This is a genomic window from Pseudomonas sp. ENNP23 (assembly GCF_001728945.1).
Taxonomy (GTDB): Bacteria; Pseudomonadota; Gammaproteobacteria; order Pseudomonadales; family Pseudomonadaceae; genus Metapseudomonas; species Metapseudomonas otitidis.
On the sequence record NZ_LYSP01000025.1, the window covers coordinates 1 to 21,761 of the forward strand.

General features: G+C 65.8%; 17 protein-coding genes. 14 read left to right on the forward strand and 3 right to left on the reverse strand.

Annotated elements, in window-relative coordinates:
• Positions 1-275: 275 nt before the first annotated feature.
• Complete coding sequence (locus A9G05_RS15000; RefSeq protein WP_069561743.1) at positions 276-1,313, reverse strand: AraC family transcriptional regulator; 1,038 nt, start codon at positions 1,311-1,313, stop codon at positions 276-278.
• On the reverse strand, positions 1,310-2,380 hold the full coding sequence (locus A9G05_RS15005) for a carbon-nitrogen hydrolase family protein (protein WP_069561744.1): 1,071 nt from the start codon (positions 2,378-2,380) through the stop codon (positions 1,310-1,312). Before A9G05_RS15005 ends, A9G05_RS15000 begins: the two co-directional genes overlap by 4 nt.
• 205 nt (positions 2,381-2,585) lie before the next feature.
• Here A9G05_RS15005 and A9G05_RS15010 point away from each other — a divergent pair, with 205 nt between their 5' ends.
• From A9G05_RS15010 to A9G05_RS15030, 5 genes are all read left to right on the forward strand, one after another.
• Positions 2,586-4,616, forward strand: coding sequence for an NADPH-dependent 2,4-dienoyl-CoA reductase (locus tag A9G05_RS15010; RefSeq protein ID WP_069561745.1), 2,031 nt, complete (start codon positions 2,586-2,588; stop codon positions 4,614-4,616).
• Positions 4,617-4,682: 66 nt separating this feature from the next.
• Positions 4,683-5,114 carry a nuclear transport factor 2 family protein gene (locus tag A9G05_RS15015; protein WP_069561746.1) on the forward strand — a complete coding sequence of 144 codons (432 nt, stop codon included), beginning with the start codon at positions 4,683-4,685 and terminating at the stop codon, positions 5,112-5,114.
• Between the two features lie 210 nt (positions 5,115-5,324).
• Positions 5,325-6,695, forward strand: a complete 1,371-nt coding sequence (locus A9G05_RS15020) for a chromosome partitioning protein ParA (protein ID WP_069561747.1) — start codon at positions 5,325-5,327, stop codon at positions 6,693-6,695.
• 62 nt (positions 6,696-6,757) lie between these two features.
• Positions 6,758-7,732 (forward strand): 1-aminocyclopropane-1-carboxylate deaminase/D-cysteine desulfhydrase, encoded by a 975-nt coding sequence (locus A9G05_RS15025; protein ID WP_171902719.1) that lies wholly within the window; start codon positions 6,758-6,760, stop codon positions 7,730-7,732.
• Positions 7,729-8,832 carry a cyclic nucleotide-binding domain-containing protein gene (locus A9G05_RS15030; protein ID WP_069561748.1) on the forward strand — a complete coding sequence of 368 codons (1,104 nt, stop codon included), beginning with the start codon at positions 7,729-7,731 and terminating at the stop codon, positions 8,830-8,832. The genes A9G05_RS15025 and A9G05_RS15030 overlap by 4 nt, the downstream gene beginning before the upstream one ends.
• Before the next feature lie 18 nt (positions 8,833-8,850).
• Here the strand turns inward: A9G05_RS15030 and A9G05_RS15035 are convergent, their stop codons facing one another.
• Entirely contained in the window at positions 8,851-9,789 is a 939-nt protein-coding gene (locus tag A9G05_RS15035) for a DUF1853 family protein (protein WP_069561749.1), read from the reverse strand.
• A 96-nt stretch (positions 9,790-9,885) separates the two neighbouring features.
• On the opposite strand from A9G05_RS15035, the gene A9G05_RS15040 reads away from it, so the two are divergent.
• The 9 genes from A9G05_RS15040 to A9G05_RS15080 all read left to right on the forward strand — a co-directional run bounded on the left by A9G05_RS15040 (position 9,886) and on the right by A9G05_RS15080 (position 21,749).
• Positions 9,886-10,776, forward strand: coding sequence for an NAD(+) kinase (locus tag A9G05_RS15040; RefSeq protein WP_044408577.1), 891 nt, complete (start codon positions 9,886-9,888; stop codon positions 10,774-10,776).
• On the forward strand, positions 10,776-11,750 hold the full coding sequence (locus tag A9G05_RS15045) for a metallophosphoesterase (protein WP_069561750.1): 975 nt from the start codon (positions 10,776-10,778) through the stop codon (positions 11,748-11,750). Before A9G05_RS15040 ends, A9G05_RS15045 begins: the two co-directional genes overlap by 1 nt.
• A complete protein-coding gene (locus A9G05_RS15050) occupies positions 11,747-12,610 on the forward strand; it encodes a rhomboid family intramembrane serine protease (RefSeq protein WP_069561751.1) in 864 nt (287 codons plus the stop codon). Before A9G05_RS15045 ends, A9G05_RS15050 begins: the two co-directional genes overlap by 4 nt.
• 90 nt (positions 12,611-12,700) lie before the next feature.
• Positions 12,701-12,961: a YeaC family protein gene (locus A9G05_RS15055; protein WP_044408569.1), complete on the forward strand. Its 261-nt coding sequence runs from the start codon at positions 12,701-12,703 to the stop codon at positions 12,959-12,961.
• 14 nt (positions 12,962-12,975) lie between these two features.
• Complete coding sequence (locus tag A9G05_RS15060) at positions 12,976-13,812, forward strand: DUF2797 domain-containing protein (RefSeq protein ID WP_069561752.1); 837 nt, start codon at positions 12,976-12,978, stop codon at positions 13,810-13,812.
• 70 nt (positions 13,813-13,882) lie between these two features.
• On the forward strand, positions 13,883-16,543 hold the full coding sequence (gene pepN / locus A9G05_RS15065) for an aminopeptidase N (protein ID WP_069561753.1): 2,661 nt from the start codon (positions 13,883-13,885) through the stop codon (positions 16,541-16,543).
• A gap of 513 nt (positions 16,544-17,056) precedes the next feature.
• Positions 17,057-19,033, forward strand: a complete 1,977-nt coding sequence (locus A9G05_RS15070) for a DUF1302 domain-containing protein (protein WP_069561754.1) — start codon at positions 17,057-17,059, stop codon at positions 19,031-19,033.
• Positions 19,034-19,094: 61 nt separating this feature from the next.
• Entirely contained in the window at positions 19,095-20,462 is a 1,368-nt protein-coding gene (locus A9G05_RS15075; protein WP_069561755.1) for a DUF1329 domain-containing protein, read from the forward strand.
• 201 nt (positions 20,463-20,663) lie between these two features.
• The gene (locus A9G05_RS15080; protein WP_069561756.1) at positions 20,664-21,749 is read left to right on the forward strand and encodes a YCF48-related protein; all 1,086 of its coding nucleotides are present in this window, start codon (positions 20,664-20,666) and stop codon (positions 21,747-21,749) included.
• The last annotated feature ends 12 nt before the right edge of the window (positions 21,750-21,761 follow it).

Sequence of the window (21,761 nt, forward strand, 5' to 3'; positions counted from 1 at the left end):
TTTTCTTTGCCTTCCTTTTTATAGGCCTGCCGGGGGCCTGGCCGGTTGGCCTGGGCTCCCTTGCTTTCCCGAACCGCTGCACGGCCCCGGTGCCATGGTGTGCGCTGGATGGGGGATTCCTGGATTTCGCTTCAGCCGGTTCGTTACCTCCCAAAGGGGCCCGCACGGGGCCGTCTGGAGGGTGAGAGATGGACGATTACCAAGAGGAGTTGCTCGACCTGCATGCCTGCGAGCGCGACCTGCCCGAGCCCGCCGATGACGCCACCGAACTGTGATCAGCCGACCTGGCGTTGGGCGCGGCGGAATTCGCCGGGGGTGTTGCCGCTCCAGCGCTTGAACGCGCGCTGGAAGGCCTCGGCGGAGGCGAAACCCAGCAGGTAGGCGATCTCGCCGAAGGCCAGTTCGGTGTCGCGTATGTAGGCCATGGCCAGGTCGCGGCGGGTGTCGTTGAGAATGCTGCGGAACTGAGTGCCTTCCTCGGCGAGCTTGCGCCGCAGGGTCCAGGTGGGCAGTTGCAGGCGCGCCGCGACCTCTTCCAGGTCGGGTTCGCGCCCGTGGAGCAGGGGGCCGAGCAACTGGGCGATGCGCTCGCGCAGGCTCCGGGTGCGGGTCAGTTGCTCCAGCTCGCGCTCGCACAGTTCCAGCAATTGGCGCCAGGTGCTGGGGCAGTGGGCCGGGTTGCGCAGGGCCAGGGTGTCCCTCGACAGGCGCAACTGGTTGGTGGCGGCGCCGAACTCCACCGGGCAGCCGAACAGCTCGCCGTAGCGCTCGGCGTAAGTCGGGGCGGGGAATTCGATCTCGACTCGTTCCGGCTGCAGCGCTCGGCCCGCGAGATGGCCGAGCTGGCAGGCCCAGCTTGCCAGCACCGAATCCACCACGAAGCGGTTGTAGGCGTTATACGGGCTGATGGAATAGAAGCGCAGCCAGACCCCGCTGGCGTCCTCGTGGAAGCTCGATTGGCCCCGGTAGTTCTGTGCATAGAGCGGCTCGAAGCGGGTCAGCGTGCGGGCCGCCTCGCGCACGTTGGGCGCTTGTTCAGCCGTGACGCCGGCCAGCCCCAACTGGCTGAAGCGCCCCAGGCGGCCCATGGCCAGGCCCAGGGCGGGTTCGTCCAGCAACTGGCTGGCGGCGTGGCCCAGGCGCATGTAGCGGGGGATGGACAGCCGGCCACGGGGTTCGGCCAGGCGCGCGGCGTCCAGGCCGTACTGGTCCAGCAGCGGCACCGGGTCATGCCCGTGGGCGCGCAGGGTTTCCGCCAGGTTCTGCACGAAGCCGACGGACAGGTCCCCCAGTTTGACCCGGGGCGCCTTCATAGCCAGATGTTCACCAGCTTGGCGCCGCGCCCGGTATCGGCCACCGCCGTGTCCGTGGCGGTGCCCACCAGGCTGCGACCATCGCTGCCCAGGTCCCACAACTGACCACGCAGGAATACCGCCAGCGTCGCGCGGGCATGGGGGGCGTGCAGCTGTTCACGCCAGAGATCCAAGGCGTGTGCGCCGCCGGCCAGTGGACGATCCCAACTGCCGTTGCCGGGAGCGAAGGCCGGGTAGGCCAGCAGCTCCGCACCCTGTTCCGCGAGGGCCTCCCGGCCTTCGGGGCTGCGGCCGTCTTCTCCGAGGAGGACGCCCAGGCGGCCGGTGGGAGTGTCAACGGCGCTCAGCCTGGCGATCGGGCCGGCCTGGGTGTAGGCGCGCTCATGGTGGTCGGGGTGCAGCTTCGGCTGCGGCTGGCCGATGGGCAGGCCGTGGCTGTCGAAGACCAGGCTGACGTTGTAAAGCGGGCCGTCGCTGGCCTGCAGGGCGCCGCCTTCGACTCGGGGCGCGGGTAGCAGGATGGAGCCGGCCACCAGGGTCACGCCGAAATCCTTGGCCAGGCCGCCGAACAGCGCCTGGTAGTCGTCGGCCATGCGCCGGGCCTTCATGCGGAAGACCGCGTCGGTGAAGCGGTCGTCACCGTGGCCGCCGGCCAGGGCGCGGACCAGGCGCAGGGGGTTGGCGGCGGCCAGCCAGAGCATCGCCTCATCGAGGTGGTGGGCCTGGTAGACCTGGGGTTTCTCACCGGCGGCCACTAGCCAGGTGCCGATATGCTCGGGCAGCACGACGATGGTGCGCTCGTTGAGCAGGCCCTGGTCACGGGCCTTGCCCAGGTAGGCGGCCAGTTTCAGGCGCAGGCGCTCCACGCTCTGGTAGTCGGCGGCGAAGAGTTCGGGCTGGATGCCCAGCAGGTTGCCGCGCTCGCCGGGCTGCCCCTGGTTGATCGCCACTTCGCTGCGCAGGTCCGACAGGTAATGGCCGACAGGGCGCTGGTCGGTCCACAGCGAGTAGGCCACCAGCAGGCCGGCCAGCAGGGCACAGGCGAGGGTGTAGAGCAGTTTGCGCATGTCGGCTCGGTCATCGTGAAGGTGCCGGCCAGGGTAGGGGAGCGGGCTCGGATTGCCAAGGGCCGCTGCGCGCTTGGATCAGTAAGTTGTCACTTTCGATCATTGAGCGGCTTCGTATCGCTGACTATCGTCTGGCCCATAACCGACCACAGCCAGTGAGGCCGTGGCACCCGTGATAGAAAAAGTCTGCTGGAGATCCCACCCCATGGCCGCTTACCCGCACCTGCTCGCGCCCCTCGATCTGGGCTTCACCACCCTGCGCAACCGTACCCTGATGGGGTCGATGCACACCGGCCTGGAGGAGAAGCCCAACGGCTTCGAGCGCATGGCCGCCTATTTCGCCGAGCGCGCCCGTGGCGGCGTCGGCCTGATGGTGACCGGCGGCATCGGCCCGAACGAGGAGGGCGGCGTCTACTCCGGTGCGGCCAAGCTGACCACCGAGGAGGAGGCCGAGAAGCACCGCATCGTCACCCGCGCCGTGCACGAGGCGGGCGGTAAGATCTGCATGCAGATCCTCCACGCCGGCCGCTATGCCTACAGCCCCAAGTCCGTCGCGCCGTCCGCCATCCAGGCGCCGATAAACCCCTTCAAGCCCCACGAGCTGGATGAGGCGGGTATTGAGAAGCAGATCCAGGACTTCGTGAGCTGCTCCGTACTGGCGCAGAAGGCCGAGTACGACGGCGTCGAGGTGATGGGCTCCGAAGGCTATTTCATCAACCAGTTCCTCGCCGCCCACACCAACCAGCGCACCGACCGCTGGGGTGGGAGCTACGAGAACCGCATGCGCCTGCCGGTGGAGATCGTCCGCCGCGTGCGCGAGGCCGTGGGCCCGAACTTCATCATCATCTACCGCCTGTCCATGCTGGACCTGGTGGAAGGCGGCAGCACCTGGGACGAGATCGTCACCCTGGCCAAGGCCATCGAGGCTGCCGGTGCCACCCTCATCAACACCGGCATCGGCTGGCACGAGGCGCGCATCCCCACCATCGCCACCAAGGTGCCGCGCGCGGCCTTCACCAAGGTCACCGCCAAGCTCCGCGGCGAGGTGAAGATCCCGCTGATCACCACCAACCGCATCAACACCCCGGAAGTGGCCGAGCAGGTGCTGGCCGAAGGCGACGCCGACATGGTGTCCATGGCCCGTCCGTTCCTCGCCGACCCTGACTTCGTCAACAAGGCCGCCGAAGGCCGCAGCGACGAGATCAACACCTGCATCGGCTGCAACCAGGCCTGCCTGGACCACACCTTCGGCGGCAAGCTGACCAGTTGCCTGGTGAACCCGCGTGCCTGCCACGAAACCGAGCTGAACTACATCCCCACCACCCAGGTGAAGAAGATCGCCGTGGTCGGTGCCGGCCCGGCGGGCCTGGCCAGTGCCACCGTCGCCGCCGAGCGCGGCCACAGCGTGACCCTGTTCGACGCGGCCGCCGAGATCGGCGGCCAGTTCAACGTGGCCAAGCGCGTGCCGGGCAAGGAGGAGTTCTACGAGACCCTGCGCTACTTCAAGCGCAAGCTGGAAACCACCGGTGTCGACCTGCGCCTGAACACCCGCGTCAGCGTCGAGGACCTGGTCAAGGGCGGTTTCGACGAGATCATCCTGGCCACCGGCATCGCTCCGCGCACCCCGGCCATTCCGGGCATCGACCATCCGAAGGTGATCGGCTACCTGGACGCCATCCTCGAGCGCAAGCCGGTGGGGCAGACCGTGGCGGTGATCGGCGCTGGCGGCATCGGCTTCGACGTCTCCGAGTTCATCACCCACCAGGGCACCTCCACCAGCCTCGACCGCGAGGCGTTCTGGAAGGAGTGGGGCATCGACGGCGCGCTGGAAGCCCGTGGCGGCATCGCCGGCGTCAAACCGCAGCCCCATGCGGCGGCCCGCCAGGTGTTCCTGCTGCAGCGCAAGAAATCCAAGGTGGGCGACGGCCTGGGCAAGACCACCGGCTGGATTCACCGCACCGGCCTGAAGAACAAGCAGGTGCAGATGCTCAACTCGGTGGAGTACCTCAAGGTCGATGACGCCGGCCTGCACATCCGCATCGCCGAGGGTGAGCCCCAGGTGCTGCCGGTGGACACCGTCATCGTCTGCGCCGGCCAGGACCCGCTGCGCGAGCTGCACGAGGGCCTGGTGGCTGCCGGGCAGTCCGTGCACCTGGTGGGCGGGGCCGACGTGGCCGCCGAGCTGGACGCCAAGCGCGCCATCAACCAGGGTTCGCGCCTCGCCGCCGAACTCTGATCGACAGACGCCCCGCCTCGTGCGGGGCGCTCTCTTTAATAGGCTGATAAAAACAAGGAGAAGCCGATGTCCCACGACGCCCGACTCAACCCTGCCGCGGCCGCCAGCCTGCAGCGCTGGCACCAGTTCATCGCCAGCCAGGACCTCAGCCGCCTGCCCGAACTGCTGCACCCCGAGGCGGTGTTCCGCTCGCCCATGGCCCACACGCCCTACCCGGGCGCGCAGGCGGTCAACCTCATCCTCAATACCGTGCTGCAGGTGTTCCAGGACTTCGCCTACCACCGCGAACTGGTCAGCGACGATGGCCTCAACGTGGTGCTGGAGTTCAGTGCGCGGGTGGGCGGGCGTGACCTCAAGGGCATCGACATGATCCGCTTCGACGAGCAGGGCCTGATCCGCGAATTCGAGGTGATGGTGCGCCCGATGAGCGGCCTGGCGGCCCTCGGCGAGGAGATGGGGCGGCGCCTGGCACCCTATCTCGCCACCCTGAAAGGCTGAAACTCTCCAACCCCATCACAAAACAGCCGTGCACTTCGTCCGCCTCTCGCCAGGGGCCGGACGAGTGCCAACCCAGTCACATTGCCCGCCTCGGCTTTTACCCTAGACTCCGACGATCAGCCGGTGCGCCTGTCAAAAAGGCCCCGTTTTACCGACAAGGAAGTCGCCCGTCCCACCTGGGACTCACCGCGTTGGCCAGAGGTAAACCCGATGAGCATGCAGAACAAGCCGCAGATGGTTGAGGCCGTGCTGTTCTTCAATGAACGGGGCATCTGCAAGGAAATGCTCTTCCCCGAGTTCGAGGCGATGCTCGATGGCGTGGTGAACATGCCCGAGTTCGCCGACCAGCAGATGCGCCTGGTCTACGTCCTGATCAACCCGCGCCTGATGGTCCGCTCGCTGGTCTTCTTCTACCTCGACTTTGACGAAAAAGGGCAGGCCGACACCGGCTGGAACATGCCCCTGCGCCACCTGGCCGAACGCGCCGGGCGCGGCCCCGATCTGGGCGCCGGCCCCATCCGCCTCGCCTGCCGCAGCCAGTGCCCGGTCTCCTGGCACCAGATGCACATGTGGGACCCGAGCCTCGCCCCCGGCCAGAACGATCTGGCCCTGGTTCGCGACACCGTGCGCCGCAACGCCCTCGGCCTGATGGTGGAAGAGGACGCGCCCCAGGTGGTCGAGCCCCAGCGCCTGCAGATGGCGCCGGAGGACAAGTGGTACGCACCGCCGGATGCCGCCGCCGAAATGGCCGAGAAGCTGGCGCAGCAACTGGAGCAGGAGCACCGCCTCAAGACCGCGCAACTGATCAAGCAGCAGCGCCTGCGCATCGCCAGCCTCGGCCAGCAGAACGAAGAGGCCCTGGCCAAGTACCGCCTGGCCGCCGAGGAGAAGGCGCGCGAACAGCAGCAGACCATCGAGTCCCTGCAGTTGGAGCTGCGCCAGCAGCAGGAGATGAACGCCGACCTCAAGCGTCAGTTGCAGGTCCAGGCCGAAGGCTTCCAGAAGTCCCGCGAGGAGATGAGCCAGCAACTGCGTGCATTGGAACGCCACGGGCGCACCGAGGTGGACATTCTCCGCTCCCAGTTCGAAGGCGAGCTGCAGGCCAAGGTGGCCGCGGCCGTCATGGACTACAAGGAACAGATCGCCATCCGCGACGTCGAGCTGGCCTACCGCAACGAGCTGGATACCCAGCTGCAGCAGGAAATCGACCGCCTCAAGCAGGAGCGCGAGCAACTGGTGAACCAGGGCGGCGACCAGATCCTCGAACGCCTGGCCCGCCTGGGCGTTGTGTTCGTGGTCTACCATCCGGGCGCCGGCCACCTGACCATCCCGCTGCAGGATATTGCCCGCTACCAGGACAACCCCTACGCCTACGCGGCGGCCAAGTGCTTCGTCTCCGAGGCGCAGTACCGCCAGTGGCTGGCCCACTACCAGCAGCCCACCTGCGAAGCGTCCCTGCCCAGCGGCGAGCGCTGCGGCATGCCCATCGACCGGGTGGACACGCCCAGCCGCTTCGTGGTGGGCGATTCCAACTGTTGTGCCCGCCACAAGGCCACGGCCCGTCTGCGCACGGTGAGCTGATCGCCATGGCGTGGCGCTTGCCGTAAGCTCCGCGCCTTTTCCGAGCGAGCCCTGCCGTGCCATTGCCGCCTCCCGACTGGAACCCGCAAGCCCTCCTCGAACCCTTGCGCCTGGGCTGGCTGGAGCGTGCGGGCGTCGAGGTGGCCATGTTGCGCCTCGACCGCATCGACCCGCTGGTGAGCGGCAACAAGTGGTTCAAGCTGGCGCCCCATTTGCAGCGGGCGGCGGCTGCCGGCTGCAATGGAGTGATGACCCTGGGCGGGGCCCATTCCAATCATCTGCATGCGGTGGCGGCGGCTGGCCAGCGCTTCGGCTTCGACACCGTGGGCCTGCTGCGTGGCACCCCCCAGGACACCCCGACCGTCGCGGACCTGCGCCGTTTCGGCATGACCCTGCACTGGCTGGGCTATGGCGGCTATCGGGCCCGCCATGCGCCGGGCTTCTGGGACGATTGGCAGGCCCGCTACCCCGCGCTGATGCCGGTACCCGAGGGCGGTGGCGGATTACCGGGCGCCCTCGGCTGCGCGCCATTGGTGGCGATGATCCAACGGCAGTTGCCGGTACTGGGCTGGGCCGACTACGACGCGCTGTGGACCGCTGTCGGCACCGGCACCACCCTGGCCGGGCTGGTGCTCGGCGAGACTGGCCACCACCCAGTGGTGGGGGCCCTGGCGGTGCCGGCGGACCACGGCGTGGCGGAGCAGGTCTGCGCGCTGCTGAACGAGGTGGGTGTGGCCGATGGCGGGTACCGCCTGCTGGACGCCAGCCGAGGCGGTTTCGGCCGGGTCGACGCCGAGCTGGCCCGCGCCATGCTCGCCTGGGAGGCCGAGGGTGGCATCGAGCTGGACCCGCTCTACACCGTCAAGGCATTGCTGGCGTTGCGCCAGCAGATCGAGGCCGGTTACCTTGCTGCCGGCAGTCGGATCGTCCTGCTGCACACCGGTGGACTGCAGGGGCGTCGCGCCCTTTCAACGCGCCTGCATCTCCTGGCTGGCTACACTTCCACCTCCGCCGACGCTCTGGAAATCAATCGATGACCGAACCGCTCAATCCGGATCAGTTGCGCAGCCTGACACCGCTCAATGCGCTTTCCGAGCAGCAGTGGCGGGAGCTGCGTGGGCAACTGGTGCCCCAGCCCCTGCTGGCGGGTCAGGTGCTGTTCCGGCGTGGTGACCAGGCCCGGCTGACCTATTACCTGCTGGCCGGCGAGCTGCTGCTGCGGGACGCTTCGGGGGCGGAAATCCGCCTGGTGGCCGGCAGCGAAGCCAGTTGCCACCCGCTCTCGCCAAGCCTGCCGCGTCTGCAGGAGGCTGTGGCACTCACCGAGGTCAGCGTGCTGGCGATCGACAGCGCCACCCTCGCGCGCCTCATCACCTGGCGTTCCGCCTACCAGGACCTGTTGCTGCAGATGGACAGCGATGACGTCGAATGGCTGGAGCGCCTGCTGGAGAACCCGCTGTTCAGCAAGGTACCGCCGGCCAACGTCCAACGTATGGTCGGGCGGCTGCAGCGGATCGAATTGCCGGCGGGCAGCGAGGTGCTGCACGAAGGCGAGGCAGGGGATTGCTGCTACTTCCTCCGCGAGGGCCGCGCGGAGGTGATCCGTGGGACCGGCAGTGATCACCAGGTGCTGGCGGAGCTGGAGGTGGGGGCCTGCTTCGGTGAGGAGGCGCTGCTGTCCGACCGGCCGCGCAACGCCAGTGTCACCCTGCTGGAGGACGGGGTGGTGATGCGCCTGGACCGCCAGGATTTCTTCGCCCTCCTGCGTGCCCCCGTGGTGGACGAGGTGTCCCTCGGTGAGGCGTCGCGCCTGCTGGCGGCAGGTGGCCAATGGCTGGATGTGCGCCTGCAGGACGAATACGAGCGGGCCCATGCCCCCGAAGCGCTGAACATGCCGCTGCATCTGCTGCGGCTGAAGACGCGCCTGCTTGATCCATCACGGGACTACCTCTGCTATTGCGACAGCGGCAAGCGCAGCGCAAGCGCAGTGTTCCTGCTGTCCCAGTTGGGGTTCCGCGCCTACGCCCTGCGGGATGGCCTGGACGCGCTGCCGGCGGTGCAACGCGATGCGCTGTTGTGCGAGAGCGGTGCCGGTTACCTGGCCCGTTCCGGTGGGCGCACCGAGCGCAGTCGCTGACCGGTCGCTGCGGCGGGCTCAGCCCGTCGCGGGCCAGTCGTCGTTCACCACCAACCCTCTTTCCACCTCCCGCCAGTGGGAGCCCTCCGGCGCCAGCCTTGTCAGTATCCAGGGCGGCCCGCCGGGTGGCTGTGCAGCCAGCCATTGCATCAGTTGTGTCCGTGGCCAGGCCTGCTCGGTCGCTACCTGCGCCGGGCCCAGCCAGTCCGGGCGGGGCAGGGGGTACCAGCGGGCGTGGGGATGCTGGTCGATGAGGGCCTGGCAGTGGCGGCGATGCAGCCACAGGCCGCGGTTGTGGCCAGGGCTGGCGATGGTCGGCGCTGCGCACCCTTCAGGCCAGGGGTAGAACAGGTAGCCGCCCAGCCAGGCCGATGCCTGGGCCGGCCAGGCGCCGACGCTCTCCAGGGCAGAGCGGCTGACAGCAAGGCTGGAAAGGGGCAACTGGCGCTCGCGCAGGTGGGCGAGCTTGAGGTCGAGGCGGTCGCTGATATCGGTGCCGCACCAGTGCTCCGCGTCATGCCCGCCCCCTGCCTGGGGGCCGAGGTAGAGCTTGATGGCCAGCTCCACATGGTGGATGCCGTGGTCGTCCTGCAGCAGCAGGTCCATTTCCCCTAGCGTCTTGCCTTGCTGGCGCACCGGCAGGTTGCTGGCCAGCAGGCGCACGCCCGGTGCCTGCGCCAGGGCGTACTGCCAAAGCCGCTCGAAGCGAAGCCCCAGGCGGCTGGAGGTCAGGCCGGCGAGCCATGCTTCCAGCGGTTGCGGCGCCTGCTCAAGGTTTTGCAACCAGGCTTCCAGCCGGTGGGGCGCGGCGGCCCACTCGGAGGCGCTCAGCGGGTGCCGCTGGGTCAGCCCCGGGCGCGCCAGCAGGGGTGGGGCGAGCAGTGCCCAGGCGAGGTCACGCACGGCGGGGTGGTGCAGGTGACGGGGCAGGTCGGTGAGGGTGGGGAGGGGCGTCATGCAGGCAGCATAGTCGAGCAGCGGTTTGCCGCTGCCAGGGGCTTTCGCCCATAATCGCCGGCATTTCCTCCCGTCGTAGAGCCTTGCTGGAGCCCCATGGAGCAATTCCGCAATATCGGCATCATCGGACGCCTGGGGAGCCCCCATGTGCTCGATACCATCCGCCGCCTGAAGCGATTCCTGCTGGATCGCCACCTCCACGTGATCCTCGAGGACACCATTGCCGAGGTGCTGCCTGGCCACGGCCTGCAGACGTCGTCGCGGAAGATCCTTGGCGAGGTCTGCGACCTGGTGATCGTGGTCGGCGGTGACGGCAGCATGCTCGGCGCCGCCCGCGCCCTGGCTCGCCACAACATCCCGGTGCTGGGCATCAACCGTGGCAGCCTGGGCTTTCTCACCGACATCAAGCCCGATGAGCTGGAGGTGAAGGTGGCCGAGGTGCTGGACGGCCACTACAGCGTCGAGACGCGCTTCCTGCTGGAGGCCGAGGTGCGCCGCCAGCACGGCGAGGCCATCGGCCAGGGCGACGCGCTGAACGACGTGGTGCTGCACCCGGGCAAGTCGACCCGGATGATCGAGTTCGAGTTGCACATCGACGGCCAGTTCGTCTGCACCCAGAAGGCCGACGGCCTGATCATCGCCACGCCCACCGGTTCCACGGCCTACGCGCTGTCCGCCGGGGGGCCGATCATGCACCCGAAGCTCGATGCCATCGTTGTCGTGCCCATGTACCCGCACACCCTGTCCAGCCGGCCCATCGTGGTGGACAGCACCAGTGAGCTGAAGATCGTGGTCTCGCCCAACCTGCAGATCTATCCGCTGGTGTCCTGCGATGGCCAGAACCACTTCACCTGCGCCCCCGGCGACACCATCACGGTGCGCAAGAAGCCGCAGAAGCTGCGCCTGATCCACCCGCTCGACCACAACTATTACGAGGTGTGCCGCACCAAGCTCGGCTGGGGAAGCCGCCTGGGTGGTGGCGACTGATGGAACTGGACGCCGGGCGTGGCTACGACCTGATCGGCGACATCCATGGGTGTGCGCACACCCTGGAGCGCCTGCTGGATCGGCTGGGCTATCGCAAGCAGGGCGATGTCTGGCGCCACCCGTGGCGCATGGCCCTGTTCCTCGGTGACCTCATTGATCGTGGGCCGCGCATCCGCGAGGCGCTGCACCTGGTCCACGCCATGGTCGAGGCGGGCCAGGCCCGCTGCATCATGGGCAACCATGAATACAACGCCCTCGGCTGGGTGACGCCGGCGCCGGCCGGCAGTGGCCGGGCCTTCGTACACGACCACACGCAACGGCATACCCGTCTGTTGAAGGAGACCCTCGAGCAGTTCGAGGGCCACCCCGGCGATTGGCAGGATTTCCTCCGCTGGTTCCAGGACCTGCCGCTGTTCATCGACGGTGGCCGCTTCCGCCTGGTGCATGCCTGCTGGGACCACGACCTGATCGAGGCGGTGCGCCGCGACTACCCGGATGGACGGATCGACGCCGCCTTCATCCGGGCCTCGGCCGAGCGCGGTGGCTTCGCCGAGCGGGTGTTCAAGCGCCTGCTGCGGGGGACCGACCTGCCACTGCCCGGCGGCATGACCCTGACCGGCAGCGATGGCTTCACCCGCTCGGTGTTCCGCACCAAGTTCTGGGAAGACAACCCGCGTACATACGGCGACGTGGTCTTCCAGCCCGATGCGCTGCCGGAAGACGTGGCGCGGCAGCCGCTCTCCGACGCCCACCGCTCGGCGCTGCTCAGCTACGGCGTCAACGAGCCGCTGCTGTTCGTCGGGCATTACTGGCGCCGTGGGCGCCCGGCGCCGCTGCGCCCCAACCTGGCCTGCCTGGACTACAGCGCCGTGATGTACGGCAAGCTGGTGGCCTACCGGCTGGACGATGAATTGCACCTGGACCCCGCGAAGTTCGTGTGGGTCGAGGTGGAACGCCCGGAGGAGCCCCGATGACGGTGGTGGCCGCGATGCGTCTGCCGGCCTCGGTGGACTTGAGTGGATTCGTCACCCTGCTGCAGCGCCTGGAGGTGCCGCACCGGGTCAGCGAGGAGCGCGAGGAGCAGGTGCTCTGGGTGCCCGGCGAAGACTGGGCGGAGCAGGTGCGTAGCCTGTATGCGCGCTTCCCCCAGGGTGATCCTCAGTTCGTGCTGGGGCACGCGCTGGCCGAGCCGGTACGCGAGTCCTGGGGGGCGCGGCTCAAGGCCACGCCTTTCACCGTGGCCCTGCTGCTGGTGACCCTGGTCTGTGCCGGTGTGACGGCGCTGGGTGACAACCTCCAGGCCGTCAGCTGGCTGACCTTCCTCGACTTCCGCGTGGAAGGCGATTACGTGTTCTTCACCCCGCTGGCCGACAGCCTGCAGGCCGGCCAATGGTGGCGCCTGGTGACGCCCATGCTGGTGCACTTCGGCATTCTGCATCTGGCCATGAACGGCATGTGGGTGTGGGAGCTGGGGCGGCGCATCGAATACCGCCAGGGCGGCTGGATGCTGCTGGGGCTCACCTTTCTGCTGAGCCTGGTGTCCAACCTGGTGCAGTACGGGGTGAGCGGGCCGAGCCTGTTCGGTGGCCTGTCGGGTGTGCTCTATGGCTTGCTCGGGCACTGCTGGCTGTTCCAGCGCCTGGCGCCGTGCCCGGCCTACCGGCTGCCGCCGGGGGTGATGGTGATGATGCTGGTGTGGCTGGTGGTGTGCCTGTCTGGCGTGGTCAGCCTGCTGGGATTCGGCGCAATCGCTAACGGTGCCCACGTGGGCGGCCTGCTGGCGGGCTGCGCCACCGGCCTGATCGGCGGCCTGCTGGCCCGCTTGCGCCGCTAGATCGGGACTCGGGCGGCCTCGCCTGGCGCTCGCTGCGAGCTGCTAGAATGCCGCTCCTTGTTCCCCCGAACGAATGCAGCGAGTCATGCCATGTCGTCTTTCGCCCAACTGATCAGCAACATCACCGAAGATGTCTACCAGAGCCTCAAGCTCGCCGTTGAAATCGGCAAGTGGGCCGATGGTCGCAAGCTCACCGAGGAGCAGAAGGAGCTGAGCCTGCAGGCCATCATCGCCTGGGAGGCCAAGAATCTGCCGGAAGACCAGCGCACCGGGTACATGGGCCCGCAGGTCTGCAGCTCCAAGTCCGAGCCCGTGCCGAACATCCTCTTCAAATCCGACTCCATCCACTGATGGGGGCTGAAACCATGCTGGAGCTGGGGCGCGGTGCGCTGAGCAAGATGTCGGTGCAACTGGGCGACCCGGTGGTGCAGTACGCCTTCCGCCTGGGCGATGAGCAGGTGTCGGTGAACCCGCTGTTGGGCAAGCGCATCCGCCTGGAATACCTCGGCGGCATCCATTGCAGCCATTGCGGGCGAAAGACCAGCAAGAGTTTCAGTCAGGGCTACTGCTACCCCTGCTTCACCTCGCTGGCCCAGTGCGACACCTGCATCATGAGCCCGGAGCGCTGCCACTACGACGCCGGCACCTGCCGCGAGCCGAGCTGGGGCGAGTCGTTCTGCATGACCGACCACATCGTCTACCTGGCCAACTCTTCGGGCATCAAGGTTGGCATCACCCGCGCCAGCCAGGTGCCCACCCGCTGGATCGACCAGGGCGCCCGCCAGGCGCTGCCCATCCTGCGGGTCGCCACGCGCCAGCAGTCCGGCCTGGTGGAGGACCTGCTGCGCACCCAGGTGGCGGACCGCACCAACTGGCGCGCGCTGCTCAAGGGTGAGGCCGAGGCGCTCGACCTGCTCGCAGTGCGCGAGGCACTGTTCGACACCTGTGGCGAGGGCCTCCAGGCCCTGCAATCGCGCTTCGGCCTCCAGGCCATCCAGCCGCTCGATGACGTCGAGCCGCTGGAAATCCGTTACCCCGTCGAGGCCTACCCGACCAAGGTGGTGAGCCTCGACCTGGACAAGACGCCAGTGGTGGAAGGGACCTTGCGCGGCATCAAGGGGCAGTACCTGATCCTCGACACCGGCGTCATCAACATCCGCAAGTTCACGTCCTACCAGGTCGCGGCCAGCTGCGAAGGCTGAGCCACTGGCAGGCAGCAATCCAACCATGCGCAGGCGGGCCACGAGCCCGCGCTGAACCGGAGAGGCAAGCATGCGAACCGAGCAACCGAACGTCATCCACCTCAAGGACTACCAGGCGCCGGACTACCTGATCGACGAGACCGCCCTGACCTTCGAGCTGCACGAGGACCACACCCTGGTCCATGCCCAACTGGTGATGCGCCGGAACCCCGAGCGTGCCGATGGCACCCTGCCGGCGCTGGTGCTGGACGGCCAGCAACTGGAACTGCTGTCGCTGTCCATGGATGACCGCGAGCTGGGCGCCGCCGACTACCAGTTGACCGACAGCCACCTGACCCTGCAGCCGGTTGCCGAGCAGTTCACCCTGGACAGCACCGTGCGCATCCACCCGGAGAGCAACACCGCGCTGGAAGGCCTGTACAAGTCCGGGAAGATGTTCTGCACCCAGTGCGAGGCCGAAGGTTTCCGCAAGATCACCTACTACCTCGACCGCCCCGATGTGATGAGCCGCTTCACCACCACCGTGAGTGCCGAGCAGCATCGCTACCCGGTGCTGCTGTCCAACGGCAACCCGGTGGCCAGCGGGGCCGGGGAGGGCGGGCGCCATTGGGCGACCTGGGAGGACCCGTTCAAGAAGCCGGCCTACCTGTTCGCCCTGGTAGCGGGCGACCTGTGGTGTGTGGAAGACGTGTTCACCACCATGAGCCAGCGCAACGTGACCCTGCGCATCTATGTCGAGCCGGAAAACATCGACAAGGTTCAGCACGCCATGGACAGCCTGAAGAGGTCCATGCGCTGGGACGAGGAGGTCTACGGCCGCGAGTACGACCTGGACATCTTCATGATCGTCGCGGTCAACGACTTCAACATGGGCGCCATGGAGAACAAGGGGCTCAACATCTTCAACTCCAGTTGCGTGCTGGCCCGTGCCGAAACTGCCACCGATGCTGCCCACCAGCGCGTCGAGGCGGTGGTGGCCCACGAGTACTTCCACAACTGGTCGGGTAACCGCGTGACCTGCCGCGACTGGTTCCAGCTGTCGCTCAAGGAAGGCTTCACCGTGTTCCGCGATGCGGAATTCTCCGCCGACATGAATTCGCGCACGGTCAAGCGCATCGAGGACGTGGCCTTCCTGCGTACCAACCAGTTCGCCGAGGACGCGGGCCCCATGGCCCACCCGGTGCGCCCGGACTCCTTCATCGAGATCTCCAACTTCTACACCCTGACCGTCTACGAGAAGGGTTCGGAAGTGGTGCGCATGATCCACACCCTGTTGGGCGCCGAGGGCTTCCGCAAGGGCACCGACCTGTACTTCGAGCGCCATGACGGCCAGGCCGTGACCTGTGACGATTTCGTCAAGGCCATGGAGGACGCCAATGGCGTCGACCTCACCCAGTTCAAGCGCTGGTACAGCCAGGCCGGCACCCCGCGCCTGGTGGTCGAGGACGCCTACGATGCCGCCGCCAGGACCTACAGCCTGACCTTCCGCCAGAGCTGCCCGGCCACCCCCGGTCAGACCGAGAAGCTGCCCTTCGTCATCCCCGTGGAGCTGGGGCTGCTGGACGCCGCCGGAAACGACCTGCCATTGCGCCTGGCGGGCGAGGCGAAGGCCGAGGGCGCCAACCGGGTGGTCGCCGTCACTGAGGCCGAGCAGACCTTCACCTTCGTCGACGTGGCGGAAAAGCCGCTGCCATCCCTGCTCCGCGGTTTTTCCGCGCCGGTGAAGCTGAGCTTCCCGTACAGCCGCGATCAACTGATGTTCCTCATGCAGCACGACAGCGACGGCTTCAACCGCTGGGATGCCGGCCAGCAGCTTTCCGTGCAGGTGCTGCAGGAGCTGATCGGGCAGCACCAGCGTGGCGAACAACTGGCACTGGACAGCCGCCTGCTGGATGCCTTCCGTACCTTGCTGGAGGACCAGGCCCTGGACCAGGCGATGGTGGCGGAGATGCTGTCGCTGCCCAGCGAGGCCTACCTGACCGAGATCAGCGAGGTGGCGGATGTGGACGCCATCCACGCGGCCCGCGAGTTCGCCCGTCGTTCGATCAGTGATGCCCTGTTCCCGCAGCTGCTGGCGCGTTACCAGGCCAATCGCGCCCTCTCGCGCGAGACGCCCTATGTCGCCTTCGCTGAACATTTTGCCCGCCGCACCCTGCAGAACATCGCGCTGTCCTACCTGATGCTCAGTGGCAAGGCCGAGGTTCTCCAGGCCTGCCTGGAGCAGTTCGAGGCTTGCGACAACATGACCGAACGCCTGACGGCACTCTCGGTGCTGGTCAACTCCAGCTTCGAGGACGAGAAGGCCAAGGCGCTGGCGAGCTTCGCCGACTACTTCAAGGACAATCCGCTGGTGATGGACCAGTGGTTCAGCGTCCAGGCCGGCTGCACCCTGCCGGGCGGGCTGGAGCGGGTGCAGGCGCTGATGGCCCACCCGGCCTTCACCCTGAAGAACCCCAACAAGGTGCGTGCGTTGATCGGGGCGTTCGCCAACCAGAACCTGGTGAACTTCCACCGGGCCGACGGTGCGGGTTATCGCTTCCTTGCCGACCACGTCATCACCCTCAACGCGCTCAACCCGCAGATCGCCTCGCGTCAACTGGCGCCGCTGACCCGCTGGCGCAAGTACGACGTGGCCCGGCAGGCCCTGATGCGTGCCGAGCTGGAGCGCATCCTCGCCTCTGGCGAGCTGTCCAGCGATGTCTTCGAGGTGGTCAGCAAGAGCCTCGCCTGATCCGAGGAGGGCTTGCCCCTCCGTGTCGGATTCCTCCCTCTGGAAAGTGTTACTGGCAAACTGCCGGTAACACTTTTTTGTTACTCATGGGAATAATTGGTCCCCTTCTTAGGCGTAAAAAGCGTGAAGGGCGTCGTATTTTCCTTGACCGTACGGAGAAGGTGTGAGTTGGCCATCGCTCAAGGTGTGGTTTTGAGTGACAAATCGAGCCAGCTTGTAGGACAAAATCGGCCGAATTTTCCGATTTGATCAGTGGATGATCAGTCACACGTTTGAATGATAGTTGCCCGGGTGATCAAGTCGGGTTTTCGACTTCAGTCGTACGGATTTGGCACCTTGGTTGCACGTGCGCAATCCGATCCAGGTTCGTCCGACCGGCAGTTGATCGCTGGAAAGTGCGAGCCAGACGCGTTGGGGCTTCGAAGTGCCAACGCCGGAGCCGCCCCAGGCGGCCGAAACAGCTCCCATGACGGGAGCCATAACAAATGATCTGTCCACGGAGTAGACACCTCGATGGAACTCAAGTCCCGCAAGCCCCAATTGCGTTTCGCACCGGCCAAGGCCGGTTTCGCCCTCGCCGGCCTCCTGCCCCTGATGTGCGCCGTCCAGGCCCAGGCGGTTGAATTCAGCTTCGCCGACGACGAGATCAGCGGCTCCATCGACACCACCGTCTCCTACGGCCAACTGTGGCGTGTCCAGGGCCAGGACAAGACCAACAACGACATCAACACCAACGACGGCAACCGCAACTTCGACACCGGCCTGGTTTCCGAGGTGTACAAGATCACTTCCGATCTGGAAGCGACCTACAAGAACTACGGTGTGTTCGTCCGCGGCACCGCTTTCTATGACACCCAGATCATGGACAAGCGCAACGACTACTACGACAACAACAACCCGCGTCAGCCGAGCCAGAGCTACCCGAACGACAGCAGCTTCACCCGCGAGACCCGCCACAAGGCCGGTCGCGATGCGCAGATCCTCGACGCCTACCTGTATGGCAACTGGGATATTGCTGACATGCCGGTCACTGGTCGTATCGGTAAGCAAGTATTCAACTGGGGGGAGGGCATCTTCTATCGTGGTGGCGTCAACACCACCAACCCGGTCAACGCTGCGCAGTTCCGCCTGCCGGGTTCCGAGCTGAAGGAGGTGCTGGTGCCGGTTGAAGCCCTGAGCTTCAGCATCGGCCTGACCGACAACCTGTCGATGGAAACCTTCTACCAGTTCAACTGGAAGGAAAGTGCTATTGACCCGGCAGGTACCTATTTCTCTGAGACCGACCTGTTTGCTGATGGCGGTAACAGGGCATACACCACTAGCTCCGGATTTGCTAACCCGTTGATTTCTACTCCGACCGTAGGGCTTTACGACCAACTGGTCGCGGGTGGTCTCCTGAAGGGGACGCAGTACTACGACCGGCAAGCCGGGGTCGTAAAAGTCGCCCAGGTTGGTCCTGATCTGAATGCGAAGAACGACGGCCAGTTTGGTGTCGCCTTCCGCTATATCGCTGAAGAGCTGAACTCCACCGAATTCGGGGCTTACTTCGTCAACTACCATTCGAAAGAGCCAACTATTTACGCGGATCTCAACTCGTCCTACACCGGGCTGAACGCGAATGCCATTTGCAGCACCATTGGCGGCACCACCTGTGCCAACCTTCAAGCTGCAGCAGCAGGCGGTAGTGCTGCCGCTGCCGATGCCTTGGCTGCTGCTGGTGGTGTCGCAGCCATCGACGTAGCAAATCAGGTCAACGCCCGCCGCGAGTACGCCGAAGATATCCGCATGTACGGATTTAGCTTCAACACCACTGTCGGCGATGCTTCAGTCTTTGGTGAATTGGCTTATCGCCCCAATCTCCCCATTGGCGTGGCGACCACCAACGACTTGCTGGGTGATCTGTTGAATCAGGCCCTGACCCTTGGCGGTGGCGGTACTACCAACATTGGTGGTCAGAGCGTCCGGCTGGGTGATCAGATCCACAACTACGAGCGTGTTGAGGCTTACAACACCTCGTTGGGCACCATCTACAACTTTGGGCCTGCGTTGGGCTTCGACTCGCTCTTCGGCGTAGCCGAACTCGCCTCCGAACACCTGCGTGGTTCCGATCTGAAGTACACCGCCTATGACGGTTCCACTCGCTACTACTCCGGCCGTGGTAACAACTCCTATGTGTCCGGTGGTGATCGTGACGATCAGGTCAACAAGAACGCCTATGGCTACACCCTGGTGCTGAACGGTACCTGGAACGACGTGATTGCCGGCGTAAACGTCTCCCCGTTCGTCGTCTACAAGGATGACTTCGAAGGTAACTCCTACCAGACCGGTAACTTCATCGAAGGGCGCAAGGCCTACACCCTGGGCTTGAAGGCGAACTACCTGAACAGCCTGGAAGGCGAGATCCAGTACACCGAGTTCTTCGGTGGTGGCCAGAACAACTCCATCCGCGACCGCGACAACATCGGCGTCAACGTCAAGTACTCCTTCTAACTAGAAAAGAACGCGGGGGCCTTCATGGGCTCCCGCCGCTGAACCCTCACGGAGATTCAACATGCTGAAAAAGCTTTCGCTGATTGGCGCAGCAGTCGCGTTTGCGCTGTCCGCCGGTAGCGCGCTGGCGACAGTGTCTGCACAGGAAGCCGCCAAGCTGGGCGCCAGCCTGACCCCCTTCGGCGCCGAGAAGGCCGGCAACGCTGCCGGTACCATCCCCGAGTGGACCGGTGGCATCACCCAGGCCCCGGCCGGCTACAAGCCGGGCCAGCACCATGTCGATCCGTTCCCGGGCGACAAGCCGCTGTTCACCATCACCAAGGCCAATCTGGACCAGTACAAGGCCAACCTGACCCCCGGTCAGATCGCCCTGTTCAATGCCTACCCGGACACCTTCCAGATGCCGGTTTACCCGACCCGTCGCTCCGGCTCCGCACCACAGTGGGTCTATGACAACACCGTCAAGAACGCCACCACTGCCAAGCTGCTGGATGGTGGTAACGGTTTCGCCGATGCCTACGGTGGCATTCCGTTCCCGATCCCGCAGAACGGTGTCGAGGCCCTGTGGAACCACATCGTTCGCTACCGCGGTTCCTACATCGTGCGTCGCGCCTCCGAAGTGGCCGTGCAGCGCAACGGCGACTACTCCCTGGTCACCTCGCAGCAGGAAGCCCTGTTCAAGTACTACAACCCGAAGGGGTCGTACGCTGACCTGAACAACATCCTGTTCTACTACCTGTCCTTCACCAAGAGCCCGGCTCGCCTGGCTGGCGGCGCCGTGCTGGTGCACGAAACCCTGGACCAGGTGAAGGAGCCGCGTCAGGCCTGGGGCTACAACGCCGGTCAGCGCCGCGTTCGCCGCGCGCCGAACCTGGCCTACGACACCCCCATCGCTGCCGCCGACGGCCTGCGTACCGCTGATGACACCGACATGTTCAACGGTGCGCCGGATCGCTACGACTGGAAGCTGGTGGGCAAGAAGGAAATCTACATCCCGTACAACAACTACAAGGTCTCCAGCCCTGAGGTTAAGTACAAGGACCTGCTCAAGCCTGGCCACCTGAATCCGGCCGTCACCCGTAACGAACTGCACCGCGTGTGGGTCGTGGAAGGCACCCTGAAGTCGGGTGCCCGCCACATCTACTCCAAGCGCACCCTGTTCCTCGATGAGGACAGCTGGCAAGCTGCCGTGGTCGACCAGTACGACGGTCGCGGCGAGCTGTGGCGTGTCTCGGTGGCCTACCTGAAGAACTACTACGACCTGCCGACCACCTGGTCCGCGCTGGACGTGTTCCATGATCTGCAGGCCCGCCGCTACCACGTGCAGAACCTCGACAACGAGGAGTCGAGCACCATCGACTTCACCCAGCCGATCCCGGATGACGGCTACTTCAAGCCGTCTGCCCTGCGTCGTCGCGGTACTCGCTGATCGATTCGCAGGACAGAAAAAGGCCGCTACTCTGGTAGCGGCCTTTTTCATTCATCAGAGGCCCTGATAAGGGCTCAATCACGCGGGTTTGGCTTAACAAAACATAACGTCCCGCCGATTGTCAGCGCTTTCCAAAGCTGGATAGCATAAGCCGCCTGCCCGTGGGGCAGGACCACCTATAACAATAAGGGGGAAAGGTGTATGAGTGAGCCCGTCATGCGGCGCACCCAGTCCGGTCGTGGCGCGCGTCATTCCGCCCAGCCGGCGTTCCGCTTCCACTCGCCGCTGGCCAAAGCGCTCTCGCTGTTCAGTGTGCTGTCCATCCTGACTTCCGCCATGGTGCCCACCGTGCATGCTGCCGAGGCAGCGCCGGTCTACTCCATCGAATCACCCAAGGCCATCACCAGCCTGCTGCTGGACGTCGTCCACGCCGGCAAGCGCCTGGTTGTCGTGGGGGATCGTGGCCACATCCTCTATTCCGACGACGACGGCAAGAGCTGGACCCAGGCCAAGGTGCCTACCCGGCAGATGCTGACCGCCGTCTACTTCGTCGACGACAAGAAAGGTTGGGCCGTTGGCCACGACGCGCAGATTCTCGCCAGTGAGGATGGCGGGGCGACCTGGATACTCCAGTTCGAAGACCTGCAGCGTGAAGCCCCGCTCCTGGATGTCTGGTTCAAGGACGCCAGCACCGGCTTCGCCGTTGGCTCCTACGGCGCCCTGCTGGCCACCGAGGACGGTGGTAAGAACTGGGAAGACGTCAGCGACCGCCTCGACAACGAAGACCAGTACCACATCAATGCCATCGCAGCGGTGAAGGACTCCGGCCTGTTCATCGTCGGCGAGATGGGCAGCATGTTCCGCTCCCCCGACTGGGGCCAGACCTGGGAACGCCTCGAAGGGCCCTACGAGGGCTCGCTGTTCGGCGTTTCCGGTACCGCAGAGCCCGGCGTCGTGATTGCCTACGGCCTGCGTGGCCACCTGTTCCGCTCTGCCGATTTCGGACAGACCTGGGAAACCATCTCGCTCAAGAACGCCCGTGGCGGTGAGCTGGAATTTGGTCTTTCCGGCGGCAGCCTGCTTGCTGATGGCACCCTGCTGGTCGTCGGCCACGGTGGCACTGTGCTGAAAAGCACCGACGCCGGTCGCACCTTCAGCGTGGTCAACCGCGCCGATCGCCTGTCGCTGGCCAGTGTCACGGTCGACAGCAAGGGCAACCTGATCCTGGTGGGACAGGGTGGGGCGCGCGTCGCCTCGCCGACTGGCGCCGAGCTGGGCCAACAATAACAAGGTGGGGGA